Source organism: Janthinobacterium sp. PSRC1-1 (assembly GCF_049897525.1).
Lineage (GTDB): Bacteria > Pseudomonadota > Gammaproteobacteria > Burkholderiales > Burkholderiaceae_D > Janthinobacterium > Janthinobacterium tructae.
In genome coordinates this window covers 1-21,772 of record NZ_JAFCWK010000020.1, presented here as the reverse complement: position 1 = coordinate 21,772, position 21,772 = coordinate 1, and the positions used below count along the sequence as shown (strand labels likewise).

Genomic DNA, 21,772 nt, shown 5'->3' with positions numbered 1-21,772 from the left:
CCATCGAATGTACCTTAAAAAGCCTCAGGCGCCAAAACGGCCTTGCGCCTGCTGGCGAAACTCCTTCGGCGTCATGCCCTTCAATTCAAGGAAGCGCCGGTTGAAATTGGCCACGTTATTGAATCCTGCTTCATAGCAGATGTTGCTCACATACCGCTCCGTCTCCATCAGCAGCTGGCACGCCTTGTTGATGCGCAGGCGGTTGACGAAGTCCGTGAAGCTGTTGCCCGTGGCGCTGCGAAAGAAGCGCGAAAACGTCCGCTCGGGCATGTCCACCTGCTCGGCCAGCTGTTTCAGCGAAAACTGGCTGCTGTAATTGTGCACGATGAAGTTGATGGCTGAACTGATGCGCGCCAGCGCCACGTCGTCGTCGCTCGACTGCATGGGCACCGTCGACAGCAATTGGTAATCGCTGGTCTGCGCCAGTTCGCCCAGCAGGGTCAGAAACTCGATGAAGCGCGGCAGGCCGCTGCTGTCGCGGATACGCCGGAAGCGCCGCAGCGACTGCTCGCTGACGCCGAAAAATTCCACGCCATGCAGGGCACGCTGCAGCAGCGGGAACATCCCTTTCAGTTCCGGGATGGCGGCTGCCATCGACGCCAGCGGCGCATGGCCGAACTGGATCACCATGTCGCGCAGCGCCACGCCCTCGGCCGGCGTATCGAGCGAGACCCAGTTGTGCGGCACGCGCGGCCCCGTCAGCACCAAATGACCGGGCGCGAACTGGCCGATATAGTCGCCGACAAAGACCTTGCCGCTCGTCTCGACGATCAGGTGCAGCTCGTACTCGTCGTGATAATGCCAGCGCACCAGCGCATTCGGATAGCCATGCTCCAGGTAGCGGATGAAGCCGAAACTGCCTTTCGGCTCGAAGCCGGGCGTGGCGTCGCGCTGCTGTTCCAGCTCCATCTGCGGCAACGAAACATCGGTTTTGCGGGGCATGGCGCGCCCTCCCCTCAAGCGACGCTCTGTTCCAGCGCCGCCCGCGCGCCCAGCCCATACAGGCTGGCCAGCGCATCACCCACCGCCTGCGTGAACGCCGGTGTGTCGCAAAGGTCGCCGAACAGCTCGCGCAGGGACAACAACGGCGCGGCGTCCGCGCCGCCCTGCAGCGCCAGCGCGCGCAGGCGCGCCGCATACGGGTCGTTCAAAGGCATCTCGCGCCCCTGCTCGTCGTGGCCTTCCAGATAGCGGAACCAGCACGCCACGGTAAACGCCAGCAGCGTGATGGCGCCGCCCCGGGCCAGCGCTTCGCGCACGGACGGCAGCACGAATTTCGGGATGCGCGCCGAGCCCTCCGTGCCGATGCGCGCCAGCTGGTCGCGCACGGCCGGATTCGAAAAGCGCTCGATCAGGGTCGCCTTGTACCGTTCCAGGTCGATGCCTTCCACGCTATCGAGCAGCGGCGTGACCTCGTCATCCATCATGCGCCGCACCAGCCGGCGGATGCCGGGGTCACCCATCGCTTCATGCGCAAACGTGTAGCCGAGCTGCATGCCGATGTAGCACAGGGCCTGGTGGCTGGCATTCAAGAGACGCAGCTTCATTTTTTCATACGGCAGCACGTCGTGCGTCATCTGCGCGCCCACCAGTTCCCAGGCCGGGCGGCCCTGCGGGAATTCGTCTTCGATGACCCACTGGCGGAACGGCTCGCAAACGACGGGCCAGGCGTCGATGATGCCAAAAGACTCGCGCACCAGCGCCCGGTGTTCATCGGTGGTGGCCGGCGTGATGCGGTCGACCATGCTGTTGGGGAAGCTGCCATGCGTGGCCAGCCAGCGCGCCAGCTCCCCGTCGCGCAGGGAGACAAAGGCCAGCAGCATCTTGCGCGTCACGTCGCCATTGTTTTGCAGGTTATCGCAGGACATGATGGTAAACGGCGCCAGTCCCCGCTGATGGCGCAGCGCCAGCGCGGCGGCCAGGTAACCGAATGAGCAGCGCGGCGCCTGCGGGCGCGCCAGTTCGTAGGCGATGTCGGGATGGTCCGCATCAAACTCGCCCGTGCCCTGGTTCACATAATAGCCGCCCTCGGTGATAGTCAGCGCGACGATGCGCGTGCCGGGGTCGGCCAGTTTTTCCAGCACGGCTTGCGGGTCGTCGGGCGCATACAGGTACTCGCCGACGCTGCCGATGATGCGCGCGGCATCGCCGGCCGCGCTGCGCTCGACCACCGTATATAAACCGTCTTGTGTCCGCATGGCGTCGCGCATGGCCGCGTCATGCGGCAGCAAGCCCACGCCGCAATAGCCCCATTGCGCATGTTCCTGGCCCGGCAAGGCCAGTAAATCATCGAGGTACACGGCCTGGTGGGCGCGGAAAAAACCGCCCACGCCGATATGCACGATGCTGGCCACGAGCGCCTCGCGCGCATACGCGGGCACGGCCACGTTGGCGGGCAGCTTGGCCAGGTTCGCCTGGTTCAATGCGATGGCGTCCATTACAGCGCTCCTTTCGCCGCCGCGTAGGTCTTGCCGGCGCGGTCAAAATAGTGGACGAAGCCCGGCTCGAACGTCAGGTGCGTCTGCTGGCCCGGCTGCAGGCTGCTGCGCTCGGCGCCGCGCGAGACCACCTGCACGTTGTTCGGCAGGCGCACATAGGTCAGGGTTTCCACGCCCAGGGATTCCACCAGGTCGACGGTGACGGGCACGCTGCCCGGCTGCGCCGCGCCCAGGTGCACGTGCTCGGGGCGGATGCCGACAAAACCATCGGCCTGCGCCGCGCTGCCCGCCTGCGCCAGCAGCTGCGGCGCCGCATCGGCCGGCACCACGTTCATGCTGGGCGTGCCGATGAATTGCGCCACAAAACGGTTGGCGGGGCGGTCATACAGTTCCAGGGGTGAGCCATGCTGCTCGATCTGCCCGTCGCGCAGCACCACCACCCTGTCGGCCAGGGTCATCGCCTCGACCTGGTCGTGCGTCACATAAATCGTGGTGGCGCCCAGCTCGCGGTGCAGCTTGGCGATCTCGATGCGCGTCTGCACGCGCAGGGCCGCATCGAGATTCGACAGCGGTTCATCGAACAGGAACACTTTCGGGTCGCGCACGATGGCGCGGCCGATGGCCACCCGCTGACGCTGGCCGCCCGACAATTCTTTGGGCGTGCGTTCCAGGTATTTCCCCAGGTCGAGGATGGCGGCCGCCTTGTCGACCTTTTCGCGGATGATGGCCGGATCGACGCCGGCCAGTTTCAGGGCGAACGACATGTTCTGGAACACCGTCATGTGCGGATACAGCGCATACGACTGGAATACCATCGCCAGGTCGCGCTTGGACGACGGCACGTTGGTGATGTCACGCCCGTCGAGCGACAGCTTGCCGCCGTCGATCGGTTCCAGGCCCGCGATCAGGCGCAGCAAGGTGGATTTGCCGCAACCGGACGGTCCCACGAAGACGACGAACTCGCCCTGTTGGATGTCCAGGTCGATGCCCTTGATGGCGCGGTGCTCGCCAAAGAATTTTTCGATATTGCTCAGTTGAAGGTAAGCCATGATGTGTGTCTCTATTCTGTAGTTTATTTGACTGCGCCAAAGGTCATACCCTGGACTAACTGTTTCTGGCAGAACCAGCCCAGCGCCATGATGGGCGCGATGGCCATCAGCGATGCGGCCGACAATTTGGCCCAGAACAGGCCTTCCGGGCTCGAATACGAGGCGATGAGCCAGGCCAGCGTGCCCGCGTTGGACGCGCCCAGGTTCAGCGACCAGAACGATTCATTCCACGACCACACCATGCACACGAGGGCCGTGGAGGCGATGCCGCCCACGGACAGAGGCAGCACGACGTGGCGGAATTCGTCCCACACGGTGGCGCCATCCATGCGCGACGCTTCCAGGATTTCGCGCGGCAACTCCTTCATGCTCGTGTACAGCAGCCAGATCATGATGGGCAAATTCATCAGCATGAACATGATGGTCAGGCCGATGCGCGTATCGAGCAGGCCGAAGTACTGGTAGCAGATATAAATCGGCATCAACGCGCCCACGCCGGGCATGTAGCGCGAGCTGAGCATGAATTTCAGCAAACCGATGGTGCCGCCCGTGGGAAAGAAGGCCATCGAATACGCGGCCGGGATGGCGATCAACAGGCCAATGGCGGTGGAGACCACGCTGGTAAACAGCGAGTTCCACGCGTAACCGAAGTAATTGTCGCGCGCCAGCACTTCGCGAAAACTGTCGAGTGTCGGCGTGAAGAACAGCAGGGGCGGCGTGGAAATGGCTTGCCCTTCCGTCTTGAAAGCCATCAGGCCCAGCCAGAAGATGGGAAAGAACAGCAGCAGCGCGCACAGCCAGGCGGCGGCCGTGCGGCCATACAGATTGAGTTTGCTATGCATCAAGGTCTCCTTATTTCGACAGATTCTTGCCGATGACGCGCATCAGGAAGAAGGCGGCGATGTTGGCGATGAGCACGGCGAACAGGGCACCGGCCGAGGCCGCTCCCACGTCATACGACAGCAGTGCCTGCTGATAAATCATGAAGGTGATGGTGGTCGTGTCGAAACCGGGACCGCCGCCCGTGGTGGTGAAGATTTCCGCAAAGATCGACAACAGGAAAATCATCTCGATCATCAGCACCACCGAGACGGCGCGGCCCAGGTGGGGAATGTAGAGATAGCGCAACTGCTGCAAATAGGTGGCGCCATCCATGCGCGCCGCTTCCAGCTGTTCGCGGTCCATCGATTGCAGGGCCGTCATGAAGATCAGGCAGGCAAATGGCAGCCATTGCCAAGAGACCATCATGATGATGGAAAACAAGGGGTGGGCCGACAGCCAGTCGACGGGCGTGGCGCCAAAAAAGATGCTGATTTGCGCGAACAGGCCGTAGATCGGATTGAGCAGCATGTTCTTCCACATCAGGGCGTTCACGGCTGGCATGACGAGGAACGGCGAGATCAAGAGCACGCGCACGATGGCGCGCCCGGGGAATGCCTCATTGATCAGCAGTCCCAGCGCCGTGCCCAGCACCACCGTGATCAGCATGACGGAAAACAGCAGGGTGAACGTATTCTGCAAGGCCGGCAGGAACGATGCATCGGTAAAGAAAAAGTGAAAGTTGGCCAGGCCATGGAAAGGATGGCCGCTCGGATCGAGCATGGAATAGCGCACGAACGCGTAAAACAGGGTGATCAGCAGCGGAATGACGGAAATGACGGAGACGGCAAGCACGGCCGGCGTCAGCAAAGTCCGGGGGATAAGGCGTTTCATAGGATTCTCTTGAGACGTGAGGGAATGATCAGCAACAGAAATCCGGGGTCAGACCCGTCGGGTCTGACCCCAGCTTTAAGCCACCAATCTCTTCGCCTGTTGGCAAACCAGACGGCAAGAAAGGTCTTACTTGTAATAACCACCTTTACGCATCTCGCGTTCCGCCGTCTGCTGCGATAATTCCAGCGCCTGCTCGACCGTCACCTTGCCCAGCAGCGCCGCCGCCATCTGCTGGCCTGCCGCCACGCCGATCACCTGGAATTCGGGGATCGAGGCGAATTGCACGCCCACGTACGGCGACGGCAGCATGGTGCTTTGCACGGCGCGCGTGGTGGCCAGGGCCTTGCCTTCGGCGGCGGCAAATTTCGCCACTTTCTGGAACTCGGGACTCGCATACGTCGACTTGCGCGTGCCCGTCGGCACGTTGGCCCAGCTGGTTTCCTTGGCCACCAGTTTCACGTAATCGGGCGAGGTGGCCCAGTTGATGAAGCGTTGCGCTTCATTCGGGTGCTTCGAACTGGCGGGAATCGCCAGCGACCAGATCCACAACCAGTTGGCGCCCCGCTCCGTCACGCCGATGGGCGACTGCGCAAACGCCACCTTGTCGGCCACCTTGCTTTGCTTGGGGTCGGTGATGAAGGAAGCGGCGATCGTCGCGTCGATCCAGATGCCACACTTGCCCTGGTTGAACAGCGCCAGGTTTTCATTGAAGCTGTTGGCGGCGGCGCCTGGCGGGCCGTATTTCTTCATCAGGTCGACATACATGGTGACCGCGTCCTTCCACGGCTTGCTGGTAAATTGCGGTTTCCATTGCATGTCGAACAGCTGGCCGCCGTAGGAATTGGCCATGGTGGTGATCAGGGCCATGTTGTCACCCCAGCCCGGCTTGCCGCGCAGGCAGATGCCGTACACGCCGTTGGCCGGATCGTGCAGCTTGGCGGCCACGTCGCGCAACTGGTTCCAGGTGGGACGGTCTTCGATCATCACGCCCGCCTTTTTGACCAGGTCGCTGCGGTACATGATCATCGAGCTTTCGCCATAGAACGGCGACGCGTACAGTTTGCCGTCGCCGGAGAGACCTTCGCGGATGGCCGGCAGCAGGTCGTCGATATCGTATCTGGCGTCCGGCTTGATGGGGATCAGCCAGTTTTTCTTGCCCCAGATCGGCGTTTCATACAGGCCGATGGTCATCACGTCGAACTGGCCGCCCTTGGTGGCGATATCGGTGGTCATGCGCTGGCGCAAGACGCCCTCTTCCAGGGTCACCCATTTGAGCTTGATGTCGGGATTGGCTTGCTCGAAGAACTTGCTGAGCTTTTGCATTTCGATCATGTGGCCGTTGTTGACGGTGGCGATGACCAGGTCGGTGGCGGCAATCGCGGATGAGGCGAAGCAGAAGGCGCCGGCGCACAGCGCGGCAATGGCGGAACGTTTCATTGTGTGTCTCCAGTGTTTTTTGTCGTTGGCAATGCCGGCATGCTTGGCACCACGACCACAATGTAGCACCGGACTTTGATACTTTCTGATACTCCGAAACCGCAATTCGATACTCTTTTGCAGACCCGCTATGCACCAGAGTATCAATATTGAGTAAAAACAACACTTTGAAAGAAAGTATCGTCACTTGTACGTTTTGTATCGGCCTGGTTAAAAAAGCGCTGCTAGACTTGGTTTTCGGCATTAGACCGTATGCGCTGCCCGTCCTCCGGGCGCCAGCGCTACCACCTACATTTTTCTGGAGACCGCATGAATCGCACTGCATTGAAAACTTTACCTGCCCTGCTGCTGGCCATCGCCAGCGCGTCCGCCATCGCCGACCCCATGTACCCAAGCGATGCCGAAGGCTTCCACGGCTACCTGCGCGCCGGTGCCGGCAGCAATACGTCGGGCGACGGCGGTTCGCAAGGCTGCTTCGGCCTGGGCGGCAATACCATGAAATACCGTCTGGGCAATGAGTGCGACGCCTACACGGAATTCGGCTACACCAAGTCCGTCGCCAAGTCCGGCGGCGTGAACTACCTGGCCACCATCTGGGTCAACGCCTACGCGCCAAACTCCGATTTCGGCGACAACAAGCTGGGCATCGTCAAGGCCTACGTCGAAGCGCAGGGACTCGATTTCCTGAACGGCGGCACGGCCTGGATCGGTAAACGCTTCTACTACCGTCCCGACATCCACATGCTGGATCTGCAATACATCAACATGAACGGCACGGGCGCCGGCCTGGACCGCATTCCTGCCGGCCCGGGTAAATTCTCGTATGCCTTCTTCAAGGACAACGACATCAAGATCGCGTTGCCGAACGGCGGCGTCAACACCAAATCGGCCGTGCGCCAGAACTTCATCTTTGGCGAGATTCCCGTCAATGCAAACGGCACGCTGGACCTGGCCGCGACCTACATCATCGGCGAAGGCAAGGATGATGTTGCCACGGGCAAGCGCAATAACGGCTGGCAACTGTCGGCCTTCCACCGTCAAGGTAAAGTGTTCGGCGGCGGCAACACCTTCGGCGTGCAGTACGGCGTCGGTCCTGGCACCGGCAATGGCGCGCAGTTCGGCGCTTCGGGCGACACCAATTTCGGTTCGGACGTGAAACGCACGCGCATCTTCAATGACATGGCGATCCAGCCGATGGCCAATTTCGGCATGGAATTCGTCGCCCTGTGGCAAAAAGACGAGTCGAACGCCAAAGGTTCCTCGACCTGGACTTCGGTCGGCGTGCGTCCTGTGTATGCATTCACCGACAACTTCAAACTGGTGGGCGAACTGGGCACGGACCGCGTGACGCAAGCGGGCGGCCAGCCGGCCAAGCGCCTGACCAAGCTGACCATCGCGCCGACGATCTCGGCCGGCCCTGGCCTGTGGTCGCGTCCTGAACTGCGCGCTTTTGTTACCTACGGCAAATGGAACGATGCGGCCACCGCGTCGGTCAATGCGTCGAACAACGGCGGCCCGATCTACAACAACAATACCAGCGGCACCTCTTATGGTTTCCAGGTAGAAACCTGGTTCTAAACGGAATCAACGGTAAACACTAAAAAGGGCGGAACCTCGGTTCCGCCCTTTTCTGTTTACACGACGGCATCAAGCCATTACGGCAGCGCCACCGGCAATTCCGGATACTCTTGCGTCAACGCATATTTAGTGCCGCCCACGGTCACCGTGTAATTGGCCGGTCCCGAGATCGGCAAGCGGTAGTTCAGGGTCAGCGCCACGGAGCCGCCCGGCGCCAGCGATTGCCAGGCGGGAATCGCAAAGCGGGCCCGGTTGTAGTTCTTCGTGAAGCCGCCGATATTGTTCGGTCCCGTGTAGCCGGCATTGATCACCGTCAAGCCGAAGCCCGACTGGTCGCTCATGTCCGACGGTGCCGAGACGGGATAGTCGAACTCCACCACGGTGCCGCCCGGCAAGGTCGACGCCGTGTTGTTCTTCACCGTCATCACCGGGTTGATGGGGAAGTTGTTGTCGCCCAGCTTCCAGCCACCGAGGCTGATGCTGACGTTGGCCGCCGTGCCCGGCATGGCGATTTCGGCGCGCTTGTTGCCATATACGCCAGCCGTGCGGAAGGCCTGGTACAGCACGTCCGTCAGGGTGGTGCCCATGAAGTACTCGCCCTTGCCGCCATTGCGCGTGGCATCCCAGGCATAGTCGCCCGCCATTTCCCAGATCATCACGCCGCCGATATTGTTGTTGACGATGTACTGCGCCTTGGCCGCGATCGATTGCGTGGTTTCCGTGGAAATGAACACTTTCTTGGTCGCATTCCACAGCCACGGCGCCACCATGGTGCTGCTGTAGAACGGCACATAGGTGCCCACCAGCGCCTTGTCCGTGACTTTATAGGCGTCCAGGTAGCTCGGCACGATGCCGTTCTGCAGGTTCAACGCATGCCAGATGGGGTTGCCGCCACCGGGCGTGGGTTTCCCTTGGGAGTCGAGGTCGTACCACACGTTGTCGATGCCGGTGGCGCCCATGCCGCAGGTTTTCACGCCCGCGCAGGTGACGGTGGAATTGGTCAGCGCCGTCGTGCCCCACAAACCGTTGGTGCCGCCCGTCACCTCCTTCCAGCCACGCGTGTAGAACGGCACGCCGATATTGATGCGTCCCGCCTGCATGGCGCCCCGGTAGTAACGATACGCCCAGTCCGTGTTCAGGTAGCCGATGTTCTGGTACTGGTAAGCGTTGCCGGCACGCAATTCGCCATCGTTGCCATCGTCAAACAGCGCCGCGTTCGGTCCCACATACTGGTTCCACGCGCCATGCAAGTCGTAGGTCATCAGGCTGGCGTAATCGAGATATTTCAATCCCGACATATTTTCTTCGCCCCGCAAGACCCAGCCCGAGGCGGAGCCGGCAATGGTGAGCAGATAGTATTTATTGTCCTGCACGGCCGCTTCGTCGAGCTTCTGACGCAGCACTTTCAGCAGCACGTTATAGCTCGTCATCAAGCCCGCCAGGCGCGGTTTCGAGGCGGCGAAGTCGTTCGGATTGCCCGCTTCATTGTTGGTGGTCGGGTGTTCATAATCGACATCGACGCCATCGAAGAAGTTGTACTGGCGCACGAAGGCCACCATGGAATCGGCCAGGGTGTTGATGCCAGCCGTGTTGATGCTGCCATCCGCATTCGTCGTGGCCGTGTAGAAGCCGCCGCTGCCGGCCCAGCCGCCCACGGAAATCATCAGTTTCACGCCAGGATACTTCTTCTTGTATTGCGCCAACAAGTTGAAGTGGCCCTTGTAGGGCAAAGACGGGTCCATGGCCGCCGCCGGCACGTTCGGCCAGGTGAGGCCCGTATCGGGATTGGCCGCGCCGCTGCCGATGGCGATTTTTGACGTGGCCGGGTCGACGGAGGCAAACGCATAGTTCAGGTGGGTGATCTTGTCCCACGGCAGGTTGTTCACCAGGTAAGTCGGGCTGCCATCGACGCCCGTGCGCCAGCTGGCGAAATAGCCGACGATGCGCCGGTTCAAGCCATTACCGAGCACTTCGCGGCCATTCGCGTCATACACCTTGCAATACGGCACATTCGGCACGGCCGAGATCAAGCCGTCCGGGCGGCAAGCCGTGGGCGTCGGTGTTGGTGTCGGCGTCGGTGTCGGTGTCGGTGTCGGGGTCGGCGTCGGTGTTGGCGTCGGGGTTGGCGTCGGCGTTGGCGTTGGCGTTGGCGTCGGCGTTGGCGTTGGCGTCGGCGTTGGCGTCGGCGTATCCGTCACGGCCCACGGGCCCCACTGGTCGGCGGCGCTGGGGACATTGCCCTGCGTCCACCACTTGGCCTTGTAAGTGACGCCCTGGTACAGCACGCACTGGCCGCCCGTGTAGACGGTGGCGGCATCCCAGACGGCGCACGCTTCCACGGCGGCGAGCAAGGTGTTCGGCGTGGCGGTCGTGCCGTCCTGGCCACCGCCGCCGCAAGCGACGAGCACGCCGCTGAGCAGGGCCATCAATAATGCATTCGATTTCATGTTGTACTGGTCTCCGTTATGGTTTTACATCGAGAGCTTGTTGCAGGCCCCTCTGGGGGCTCTTGTCAACTGTGATCCCTGGCCGGCTGTCTTGCATTGACTGCTACTGCAACTTCACATTCCAGTTGGCTTCCACGCATTTCACGTAGTTCCCGGCCAGCAAGGCGCTGTACGGGGTTTGATAGCTGACCAGCTGGCATTGGTTGTCGCCACCGGCGCTCCAGTTCTTTTCCCAATAGATGTTGTAGGAAGCGGAACTGGCCGGGGTGAAACGTTGCATATTGGCGCAAGACAATTGTTCACCGGAATAATCCCAGCCCATGTCGGCGGCAAACTGCTTGTAGTAATCGATGCGGTTTTGTGCGGCCTGCTTTTCCGTGCCCTGCCCGCACTCGGCATTGATGATCATGATGGTGGTGGCAAAGTTATTGCCCGCACCGGCTGTCGTATCGGCCGCGTTCGGCACCCAGGTACCGTCGAGCACATGCAGCATCGACGGTTTCGGCGGTTGCGGATAGACAAAGAAGAACGTGGCCGAGGCCAGGTTCAGCCAGGTCGACGCCACCAGGTCCGGGTTTTTCAGCAGGACCGTTTGATCGCCGTCATGCATGGCTTGCGAAAACGGACCGTAGTTGTAGTTGTACGACAGTTGCTTGGCGCCGCGGCCAAAGTATTTCTTGAAGCTGCCGTCGGCATTGGTGCCGCAGGTCCAGACCTTGTTGAAGACAGGGTCGGCGCACTCGATGTTGTAGCCACAGCCGGCGCCCGTCTCGTCGCAGCCCAGTTCGCGCAAATACTTCAAGCCCTGGCGCCATTGCGGCAAGGGGCTGCTGGCGTTATGGTCGCCCGTTTCCTGGCCGAAGTGGGCAAACATGGTGGCCAGGCTGTGGCGGCAGATGGCGTCCGCATTGCGCCCGTCCCCATAGTCGTCGCACACGGCGGGGAATTTCGCCACCGCTTGCAGGAAGCGCTGGTAAGTGTAGCTGGCGTCGCGCGCGGCAAAATAATAATCCCACTTGGCCGCCGGCAGCAGGCGTTCGACGCGCTTGACGTTGAGCGGATTGCCGGCCAGGCCAGGCTGCACGGCTTCGACGGCCGCATTGCCCAGGGTGCGGATCGAGGCCTTGACCTTGCGGAAGAAATCATTGTTCGTCAGCGCCGCCTCGTTGGCCTCGGCCTGGACCCTGGTGGGCACGCCTGGCGTGGGTGTCGGTGTCGGTGTCGGCGTTGGTGTCGGCGTTGGTGTCGGCGTTGGTGTCGGTGTCGGTGTCGGCGTGGTGGTATCGATGCTCCACGCTCCCCACTGGTCGTTGCCCGGCGCCGTGCCCTGCACCCACCATTTGGCCCGGTACACCTTGCCGTCGTACACGGCGCACTGCCCGGCCGTGTAGACGGCAGCGGCGCTCCAGGCTGCGCAACTGTCGCTGGCGGCCGAGGCGGCCAGCAGGGTCGATGGGGGTTCGGTGGTGGAATTGCCGCCGCAAGCGAGCAGCGCGCTGCCCAGCAGGCCGGCCATCAAAGGCGTAGCCAGCCGGCTTGATTGCCGTGTTTTCACATTGTCTCCTGAACGTTAGACGCAAACTATCGAAGTAGCTTTTTATGTTGTACGTAAAGAAAGCACAGCGAAGCATCGGCTTTCTGCACAGAGAATGCGACGCCAAAAATTGGTAGTCAAGTGGTTTTATATAACGGTGTTTTTTACAATACCAGTGACTTCAGACGGTACGGCCACGGTGCGCCAGGCGAAGAGTCAGGGAAGAGAAAAAAGGAGGATTTGCGCCAGTTGCCGGCAATACCGCGTTGGCGGCGGTGCGGCAAGTGGTATTAACACTGCCGCACGTGTTTTCAGGCGGAGGGCGTTGCCGCGCGCAGGTGTTGCGGATAATACAGCTCATAAAACCAGCCGTACGCCTCCTCGATTTGCGCCTGGATGCGCGGCGGTATCGCATGCGGCCTGGGCGCGCTGATCGTCGCCTGCTGGCGGTGCGTGTACTTCATGCGGTAATGGCTGTCGCTCTCCTGGATGCCCACGGCAAGATCGTGCGGGTCGATCTGCCATGGCGCCAGGCCCAGCCACGCGTACAGGTGCGACATGCATTCCACCGGCCGCGCCATCAAGTCTTCGAAACGCACGAAATACAGCTTTTTCTGCACCTCGACCGGCAGGTCCAGCACGGCGTGCAGGGAGCTCAGGGGCGCGCCTATGGTGCGGTCCTTGGCAAACAGCATGTCCGCGCGCCCCATGCGGTCAAAATCGGCCAGGTGATCGATAAAATCGACAAGAATGGTGCGCTGGTGCTGCGCTTCGATGGAGCCGTATACCTGGCCCAGTTCGCGCACGCAGACAATGACTTTCGCTTCCGGCGCCAGTTGCAGCAGCATCTCCACGCAATGCAGCCAGCCGCGGTTCTTGTCCACCACGCCCTGCTTGCCGCAATCCTGGTACCAGCCGCGCAGGAAGCCCTGCATGGCCGTTTTCAGATGGTCATAGCTGGCGTCGAAGGTGCTATCGAGCTGCGACAGGAAAAAAGCATCGTCGCTGACCATGCGCCGCATGCCCAGCAAGGTATTGCACAGGGGGGAACTATTGCCTTCGCAATGCAGGTCGGGATGCTGCGCCAGCAACTGGCACAGCAAGGTGGAGCCAGCGCGTGGCAAGCCGGCCACGCCGATGAAATGGGATGTCATGCGATGGTACTTTCTGTTCAGCACTGCTCTTCTGACGGAAAACAAGGATGGTGCAGCCATTATAAAACTGTTGCGACGACGCGACGGCATAAAAAATGCCGCTTCGAAACACGAAGCGGCACTCCGACGCCACCCTATGGTGACGCAGCATGCTTTACTGGCTGTCCTGGCGCGTGCCGACGGAAACTTCGACCGGCAGGCGCAAGCCGCTGTCGACCACGCTCAGGCGCAGGCCTGGCAGGACATTGCTGACGACATTGCCGGCCAGTTGCACCACCGGCGCGCTGCCTGCTTTACCCGTCTCTCCCTCGCGCGGCGCCTCCTGCGTGGCGGCAGGCTTGCCTGGCGCCGTCTCGCCACTGACGATCATGTCGGCCTGCACCATATTGCCCTGCGATGGCGCCACGGCTACGGCCGCGATCACGCTGGCGACGGCGCTTTCCAGCGCTTCCGTCGGCTTGACCTTCAGCACGCCATCCACATAGTTCAAGGCGTAATTGTTCGACGCCTGGCCCGATGCCGATACCAGATAATTGCCGGCCACGGATGCCGTCGTCGCCGACGTGCTGAACGCCAGGTTGCCGCTCACTTCGGCAGCCAGCGTGTCACCACCGAGCAAGCCGCTGTAGCCGGCGCTGAAGTCGGGGTTGACGCGTCCCTGGTCTTTTTCAGTGTTATCGACTTTGACCGTCAGCGCTGCCTGCGAGATCGTGGCCGTGGTGCTGGCGCTGGTGTTGACCACGTAATTGCCCGCATCCGTGCCGCTCAGGCGTATGCCTGCCACCGTCACCGTCTTGCCCACGCCCGCGTTCTTGTCGCTGAAACTGGCGCCATTGCTGGCAATACTCAGCTGGTCATTTGCGATGCGGTTGTCGCGCAAGGAAACGGCGGCAGTCGTGCTGGCGTCATACACCTTGTTGACGCCGCTGGCGCTGACCGTCAGGGTGGCTGGCGTAATCGTGGCCGTGGTACTGGCCAGGCTGCTGGTCAGTACATAGTTGCCAGCATCGGCACCGGCCAGGCCCAAACCGCTGATGACCACGGTCTTGCCCAGCGCCGCATTCTTGTCGCTGAAGGTGCCAAGAACGGGTCCGCTGCCCAGACTCAGGACGTCGCCGGCCACCATGCCATTGAAACTGGCGCCCGCCAGGTTCAGGCTGGCCGCCGTGCTGCCGTCATACACCTTGTCCGTTGCCACGATACCGGCAATGGCGCTGATGGACGCCGGCGTGATGCTGGCCGTCAAGCCGGTCGGGTTGCTGACCGTGTAATTGCTGGCCGAGCCGGAACCGTCGAGCAAGGTCGTGCCACTGACCGTCACGGTTTTGGCGTTCGCCACGTTCTTGTCGCTGAAGGCCGCCGTCTGGCCGCCGATGGCCAGGGTTTCGTCGGCCACCAGGCCGACCAGGCTGCCACCAAGCAGTTGCGCCACCGCATTGCCGTCGTAGACCTTGTTGCCCGCGACCTGGCCCGTCACCGTCAGGGCTTTCGGCGTGATGCTGGCCGTCAAACCGGTCGGGTTGACCACCGTGTAGTTGCTGGCCGAGCCAGTGCCGTCGAGCAAGGTCGTGCCGCTGACTGTCACGACTTTGGCATTCGCCGCGTTCTTGTCGCTGAAGGCTGCCGTCTGACCGGAGAAGCCCAGGGTTTCGCCCTCCACCAGGCCGACCAGGCTGCCACCAAGCAGTTGCGCCACCGCATTGCCGTCGTAGACCTTGCTGCCCGCGACCTGGCCCGTCACCGTCAGGGCTTTCGGCGTGATGCTGGCCGTCAAACCGGTCGGATTGCTGACCGTGTAATTGCTGGCCGAACCAGTGCCGTCGAGCAAGGTCGTGCCGCTGACCGTCACGGCCTTCGCGTTGCCCGCGTTCTTGTCGGCAAACGCCGCCGTCTGCCCGCCAATGGCCAGCGTTTCGCCCTCCACCAGGCCGACCAGGCTGCCACCAAGCAGTTGCGCCACCGCATTGCCGTCGTAGACCTTGCTGCCCGCCACCTGGCCCGCCACCGTCAGGGCTTTCGGCGTGATGCTGGCCGTCAAACCGGTCGGGTTGACCACCGTGTAGTTGCTCGCCGAGCCGGAGCCGTCGAGCAAGGTCGTGCCGCTGACCGTCACGGTTTTCGCGTTGCCCGCATTCTTGTCGGCAAACGCCGCCGTCTGGCCGGAGAAGCCCAGGGTTTCGCCCTCCACCAGGCCGACCAGGCTGCCGCCACTGATTTGCGCCACCGCATTGCCGTCGTAGACCTTGCTGCCCGCCACCTGGCCCGCCACCGTCAGCGCCTTTTTCGTAATGCTGGCCGTCAAGCCAGTCGGGTTGACCACCGTGTAGTTGCTGGCCGAGCCAGTACCGTCGAGCAAGGTCGTGCCGCTGACCGTCACGGCCTTCGCGTTGCCCGCGTTCTTGTCGGCAAACGCCGCCGTCTGCCCGCCAATGGCCAGCGTTTCGCCGTCCACCAGGCCGACCAGGCTGCCACCAAGCAGTTGCGCCACCGCATTGCCGTCGTAGACCTTGCTGCCCGCCACCTGGCCCGCCACCGTCAGGGCTTTCGGCGTGATGCTGGCCGTCAAACCGGTCGGGTTGACCACCGTGTAGTTGCTCGCCGAGCCGGAGCCGTCGAGCAAGGTCGTGCCGCTGACCGTCACGGTTTTCGCGTTGCCCGCATTCTTGTCGGCAAACGCCGCCGTCTGGCCGGCGATGACCAGGGTTTCGCCCTCCACCAGGCCGACCAGGCTGCCGCCATTGATTTGCGCCACCGCATTGCCGTCGTAGACCTTGCTGCCCGCCACCTGGCCCGCCACCGTCAGGGCTTTCGGCGTGATGCTGGCCGTCAAGCCGGTCGGGTTGCTGACCGTGTAGTTGCTGGCCGAGCCGGAACCGTCGAGCAAGGTCGTGCCACTGACGGTCACGGCCTTCGCATTGCCCGCGTTCTTGTCGGCAAACGCCGCCGTCTGGCCGGAGAAGCCCAGGGTTTCGCCGTCCACCAGGCCGGCCAGGCTGCCGCCACTGATTTGCGCCACCGCATTGCCGTCGTAGACCTTGCTGCCCGCCACCTGGCCCGCCACTGTCAGGGCTTTCGGCGTGATATCGGCCGTGCCGCTGGAAGCATTGCTACCCAGAATGTAGTTGCCCGCGTCCGCACCAGCCAGCGTGATACTGCTAACCGTGACAACCTTGGCCGTGCCCGCATTCTTGTCGCTGAACAAGCCAGAGCCAGCAACACTCAAGCTGTCGTTGCCAATAATGCCATCAAAGCTTGCCGTTCCCTTCAAGGTGGCCGTTCTCAAGCCATCATAGCTCTTGTTGTCCACGCCCACGTTCGACACGCTGCTGATCGTTGCCTTGGCAATATCGGCCACGCCGCTGGACGTCGTGCTGGCCAGAACGTAGTTGCCCGCATCCATGCCACCCAGGGTGATGTTGCTGACGTTCACTGTTTTACCGGTGCCCGCGTTCTTGTCGCTGAATTCGCCATTTCCCGCCACCGTCAGGCTGTCGTCGCCGAAGATGCCGGTGAAGGTCGCCGTGCCATTCAAGGTGGCCGTTTTCTGGCCATCATAGGTCTTGTTGTTGACACCCACGTTCGACACGCCGCCGATGCTGGCCTTGGCGATGTCGGCCACGCCGCCGGACGTCGTGCTACCCAGAATGTAGTTGCCCGCGTCCGCGCCGCCCAGGGTGATGTTGCTGACATTCACCGTTTTACCGGTGCCCGCGCTCTTGTCGCTGAAGACGCCGCTGCCGGCCACCGTCAGACTGTCACCGTTCATCTTGCCATCAAACACTGCACTGCCGTTCAAGGTCGCCGTGGTCAAGCCATCATAGGTCTTGTTGTTGACGCCCACGTTCGACACGCCGCTGATGCTGGCCTTGGCGATGTCGGCCACGCCGCTGGACGTCGTGCTACCCAGAATGTAGTTGCCCGCGTCCGCGCCGCCCAGGGTGATGTTGCTGACGTTCACTGTTTTACCGGTGCCCGCATTCTTGTCGCTGAATTCGCCATTTCCCGCCACCGTCAAGCTGTCGGCGCCGATGATGCCGGTGAAGGTCGCCGTGCCATTCAAGGTGGCCGTTTTCTGGCCATCATAGGTCTTGTTGTTGACGCCCACGTTCGACACGCCGTTGATGGTGGCCTTGGAAATAATCGCCGTCACCCCGCTGGCGTTGCTGAAGGCGTAGTTGCTGGCCAGGCCGGTGGTGCCATCCGAGATGGTCGCGCCCGTCACGGTGACGACCTTGCCGCTACCCGCGTTCTTGTCGGCGAAAACGCCGGTCTGGTTCGTCAGATCCAGGTTCAGCGTCTCACCACTAAGCAGGCCGCTCAATGCGCCGCCCGACAGCACGGCATTGCGCGTGCCGTCATAGTCGCGGTTTGCCGCCGTCACGCCCGTCACCGTCAACGCTTTCGGCGTGATAGTGCCCGTCACGCCGCTGGCATTGCTGAAGATGTAGTTGCTGGCCAGGCCGGTGGTGCCATCCGAGACGGTCGCACCCGCCACGGTGACGACCTTGCCGCTGCCCGCGTTCTTGTCGGCGAAAACGCCGGTCTGGTTCGTCAGGTCCAGGTTCAGCGTCTCACCGCTGACCAGGCCGCTCAATGCGCCGCCCGACAGCACGGCATTGCGCGTGCCGTCATAGTCGCGGCTTGCCGCCGTCACGCCCGTCACCGTCAACGCTTTCTGCGTGATATTCGCCACGCCGCTGGATATCGTGCTGGCCAGCGTATAGTTGCCCGCGTCCGCACCGCCCAGTGTCAGGGCGCTGACATCGACGGTCTTGCCCGTGCCCGCATTCTTGTCGCTGAACAAGGCATTGCCGGCGACACTCAGGCTGTCGGCGCCGATGATGCCGCTGAAGGTCGCCGTGCCATTCAAGGTGGCCGTTTCCTGGCCATCATAGGTCTTGTTGTTGACGCCCACGTTCGACACGCCGTTGATGGTGGCCTTGGAAATAATCGCCGTCACCCCGCTGGCATTGCTGAAGGCATAGTTGCTGGCCAGGCCGGTGGTGCCATCCGAGATGGTCGCGCCCGTCACGGTGACGACCTTGCCGCTGCCCGCGTTCTTGTCGGCGAAAACGCCGGTCTGGTTCGTCAGATCCAGGTTCAGCGTCTCACCACTAAGCAGGCCGCTCAATGCGCCGCCCGACAGCACGGCATTGCGCGTGCCGTCATAGTCGCGGTTTGCCGCCGTCACGCCCGTCACCGTCAACGCTTTCTGCGTGATAGTGCCCGTCACGCCGCTGGCATTGCTGAAGGTGTAGTTGCTGGCCAGGCCGGTGGCGCCATCCGAGATGGTCGCACCCGTCACGGTGACGACCTTGCCGCTGCCCGCGTTCTTGTCGGCGAAAACGCCGGTCTGGTTCGTCAGGTCCAGGTTCAGCGTCTCGCCGCTGACCAGGCCGCTCAATGCGCCGCCCGACAGCGAGGCCAGCTGCGTGCCGTCATAGTCGCGGCTTGCCGCCGTCACGCCCGTCACCGTCACGGCCTTGGGCGTAATCACCAGGCTGCCATCGATATAGCTGACCGCATAGCCGGACTGGCCGCCCGCAGAGTACAGGCCGCTGGCCGACACGCCATAGCTGCCGACATTCACGGCGCCTGAGGGATTAGCTGCATACACGACCGTACCGAGCAGGCTGGCGCCCGCCACCGTGTTCGAATACGTGACGCTATTGCTGCCGCCTGCGTAGGCCACGCCGTCATACACCTTGCTGCCATAGGAGACGCGCACGGCGATCTGCTGCATGAACGAGCGCAGGAAAGGCGCGCTCTGGCCGTCGTAGACGACCCACATCTGCGCCAATTCCCAGCCGGCGCCCGTGTAGTTCGACAGCATCTTGAGCCCGCTCGTGCTCAGGTTCGTGCCGCCGGCGCTCGTTGCCTTGCCGCTGGCCGTAGTATCCCAATAACTGCCTGTGACGCTGCCCAAACCCGTGCCGACCAGGCCGCCGCCCGCGCCGCTCACGCTGCCATTCGCATAGCTGGTGGCGACGCTGCCGCTGTTGCTGCCCAGCAAGCCGCCCGTGCCGCTGCTGCCAGTCACCGCGCCGCTGGCATAGCTATCCTTGAGCGTGCCCGTACTCGTGCCCACCAGGCCGCCAACGTTGTTGGCGCCCGTGACGGCGCTGGTGGCAAAACTGCCGCTGACGCTGCCGCCATTCGTGCCGACCAGGGCGCCCGTATTGTCGCCGCCGCTGATCGTGCCGCCAGACAAGCCCACATTGGCGATCACGCCGCCGCTACCGACGACGCCAAACAGGCCCACGCCCGCCACGCCCGACTTGATAATATTGAGGTTGGAAACAATATGCCCGGTGCCATCGAGGCTACCCGTGAAGGCCGAACCTGCCGTACCGACGGGAATGAAGCCAGTGCTGCCCCACACATCGTTACCGTTCGCGGCCGTGCTTGCCGCGCTGAAGCTGCTGCCCAGCGTGTAGCTGGAGGCCTTGTTCATTGCCATCAATTGCAGCTGGTGCGTGGAATTGATGGTGTTCGACCATTCCGACGCCAGCATGGGGCGCGTGCCGGCGCTCGCGCCATTGATGGAACCATCGCCGCTGACGATCACCCAGTTGTTGCCCGCCGCACCGGCCGTGTTAGTGAAATTGAAACCTGCGAAATTACTGCCTTGCAACATCTGCGCGCTGGTCAGGCCCAGCGCATTCGAGGTGGCCGCGTTGCCAGTCACGCCGATGGCGGCGATCCCGCCATTCAAGCTCTTGTCGAAATAGGCATTCGTCACCGTGCCGCCGTTGTTATCGCCGACGATCATGCCGACGCTGACGCCCCCCGCCGTGAGCTTGCCAGAGTAATAGACGTTCGTCATTGTCGAAAGGTTGTAGCCGACGACACCGCCCACGGTGGAATTGGCAGTCACATTGCCGGTGGCGTAGCTGTTGCGTATCGGGCCATATGACAAGCCGACCAGACCGCCGATGTTATTGCCAGTGCCTGTCACATTGCCGGTGGCATAGCTGTTATCGACCGTGCCGCCGGACTCTATCCGCCCCAGCAAGCCACCCAGGCCGGAAGTCCCCGTGACATTGCCCGTGGCATAGCTGTTCTTCACCACGCCATTGTAATGGTTGATCGCTGCCAGCCCCCCGCCATAGCTGCCACCAGTGCTACCGACACTGACTGCACCAGTAGCATAGCTGTCGCTGATCGTGCCGTAGTTAATTACCGCCAGGCCACCAGCAAAGTAACTGGTGGATGTGGCAGCCACGGCGCTGGAACTGCTCTTGATCAAACCGCCCGCGGTATTCAATCCCACCAGTCCTCCCGCAGCACCGTAGGCAGTTGCCAGCACGGTCCCTGCAGCGCGGCTATTACTGACAGTGCCCGCATTGGTGCCCACCAGCGCGCCCATATTGACGTAACCGGCACCGTGCACGGCGCCGCTGCTGCTCACATTGTTGATCGTGCCCGCATTGTAGCCAGCCAGCGCGCCGACATCCGTGTAGGCAGCGCCAGACACGGCTTGCGAACCCGTAATATTGACATTGCTCAAACTCAAGTTGCGCACGCTGCCGGCCAGGCCAATATTGCCGAACATCGCAGCCGGCGTCTCGGCACGGTTGATGGTCAAGCCATACAGTTCATGGCCCAGGCCATCAAACGTGCCAGTGAATGGCGTGCCGGCGCTGCCGATCGGCACAAATCCTTTGCCGCTGTCCCAGCTGCCCGTGACACTGGCGTCGACATTGCTGCCCAGGACATAGTTGCCGGACAAATTGCCCTGCATGCCCTGCACATCGTTGCCGCTCGTGCTGTTGAAAGCGCCCAGGCTGTTGATCACCTGATACACGGTCACGCTGCCGTTACTACCCAGCTTGGTGCTGAAATTGTTGCCCGATGGCAGATCGACTTCCGCCTTGACGTTGTACGTGGACTGATTGCCGGCGGCGAGCGCGCTCTGGCCGTATTCGAGCGCCAGACTGGCCGTGCCCGAACCCCGCATGGCCTTGTTGATGTTGATATTGTTTTGCGCCGTCAGGGTCAGCTTGTTGGCCGCCCAGTTCACGTTATCGTTGACGTTGATATTGCCTTGCGTGCCGCTGCCGCCCGAGATGCTCTGGATCTGCACATTGCCGGACTTCAAGGAGTTGCTCAGGAAGGCACCCGTCATGTCACCGCCGGACACGGCGATATTGAAGTCCGTGGGATCGATCAGCCAGGTGCCTGACATCCCCTTGGCCGACGCCGTGGTCACCTTCAGCGCAGCGTCGATTTTCACATGCGCGGCCGAGGTATCGATGAAGCCGCCATTGCCACCATCCGGCGCGCTGGCGTCGAGCGTGCCGCCCGCGTTCACCGTGCCGGTCTGCATGTCGCCCAGCAACTTGATCGTGCCGCCGCGCGTGTCGATGGTCTGCGCCTCGATCACGCCCGTGTTGTTGACCACGGTTCTCAAGAGGTCGCC

General features: G+C 62.3%; 11 protein-coding genes. 1 reads left to right on the top strand and 10 read right to left on the bottom strand.

Annotated elements, in window-relative coordinates; genetic code table 11:
• Positions 1-24 precede the first annotated feature (24 nt).
• The 6 genes from ACP7DW_RS27315 to ACP7DW_RS27290 all read right to left on the bottom strand — a co-directional run bounded on the left by ACP7DW_RS27315 (position 25) and on the right by ACP7DW_RS27290 (position 6,637).
• Positions 25-942, bottom strand: a complete 918-nt coding sequence (locus ACP7DW_RS27315) for a helix-turn-helix domain-containing protein (protein ID WP_426057598.1) — start codon at positions 940-942, stop codon at positions 25-27.
• Positions 943-956: 14 nt separating this feature from the next.
• On the bottom strand, positions 957-2,438 hold the full coding sequence (locus ACP7DW_RS27310) for a mannitol dehydrogenase family protein (RefSeq protein ID WP_426057599.1): 1,482 nt from the start codon (positions 2,436-2,438) through the stop codon (positions 957-959).
• Entirely contained in the window at positions 2,438-3,487 is a 1,050-nt protein-coding gene (locus tag ACP7DW_RS27305; protein ID WP_426057600.1) for an ABC transporter ATP-binding protein, read from the bottom strand. The genes ACP7DW_RS27310 and ACP7DW_RS27305 overlap by 1 nt, the downstream gene beginning before the upstream one ends.
• Before the next feature lie 23 nt (positions 3,488-3,510).
• Positions 3,511-4,329, bottom strand: a complete 819-nt coding sequence (locus ACP7DW_RS27300; protein WP_070219870.1) for a carbohydrate ABC transporter permease — start codon at positions 4,327-4,329, stop codon at positions 3,511-3,513.
• 10 nt (positions 4,330-4,339) lie between these two features.
• Positions 4,340-5,200, bottom strand: coding sequence for a carbohydrate ABC transporter permease (locus ACP7DW_RS27295; protein WP_426057601.1), 861 nt, complete (start codon positions 5,198-5,200; stop codon positions 4,340-4,342).
• Positions 5,201-5,326: 126 nt separating this feature from the next.
• The gene (locus ACP7DW_RS27290; RefSeq protein ID WP_426057602.1) at positions 5,327-6,637 is read right to left on the bottom strand and encodes an ABC transporter substrate-binding protein; all 1,311 of its coding nucleotides are present in this window, start codon (positions 6,635-6,637) and stop codon (positions 5,327-5,329) included.
• A 309-nt stretch (positions 6,638-6,946) separates the two neighbouring features.
• On the opposite strand from ACP7DW_RS27290, the gene ACP7DW_RS27285 reads away from it, so the two are divergent.
• Positions 6,947-8,215, top strand: a complete 1,269-nt coding sequence (locus tag ACP7DW_RS27285) for a maltoporin (protein WP_426057603.1) — start codon at positions 6,947-6,949, stop codon at positions 8,213-8,215.
• Positions 8,216-8,292: 77 nt separating this feature from the next.
• Here ACP7DW_RS27285 and ACP7DW_RS27280 read toward each other — a convergent pair whose 3' ends face one another.
• From ACP7DW_RS27280 to ACP7DW_RS27265, 4 genes are all read right to left on the bottom strand, one after another.
• Positions 8,293-10,662: a chitinase C-terminal domain-containing protein gene (locus tag ACP7DW_RS27280; RefSeq protein WP_426057604.1), complete on the bottom strand. Its 2,370-nt coding sequence runs from the start codon at positions 10,660-10,662 to the stop codon at positions 8,293-8,295.
• Between the two features lie 103 nt (positions 10,663-10,765).
• On the bottom strand, positions 10,766-12,217 hold the full coding sequence (locus ACP7DW_RS27275) for a glycoside hydrolase family 19 protein (RefSeq protein WP_426057605.1): 1,452 nt from the start codon (positions 12,215-12,217) through the stop codon (positions 10,766-10,768).
• A 290-nt stretch (positions 12,218-12,507) separates the two neighbouring features.
• Positions 12,508-13,350, bottom strand: coding sequence for a sulfotransferase family protein (locus ACP7DW_RS27270; RefSeq protein ID WP_426057606.1), 843 nt, complete (start codon positions 13,348-13,350; stop codon positions 12,508-12,510).
• Between the two features lie 154 nt (positions 13,351-13,504).
• Entirely contained in the window at positions 13,505-21,754 is an 8,250-nt protein-coding gene (locus ACP7DW_RS27265) for a beta strand repeat-containing protein (protein ID WP_426057607.1), read from the bottom strand.
• Positions 21,755-21,772: the final 18 nt, after the last annotated feature.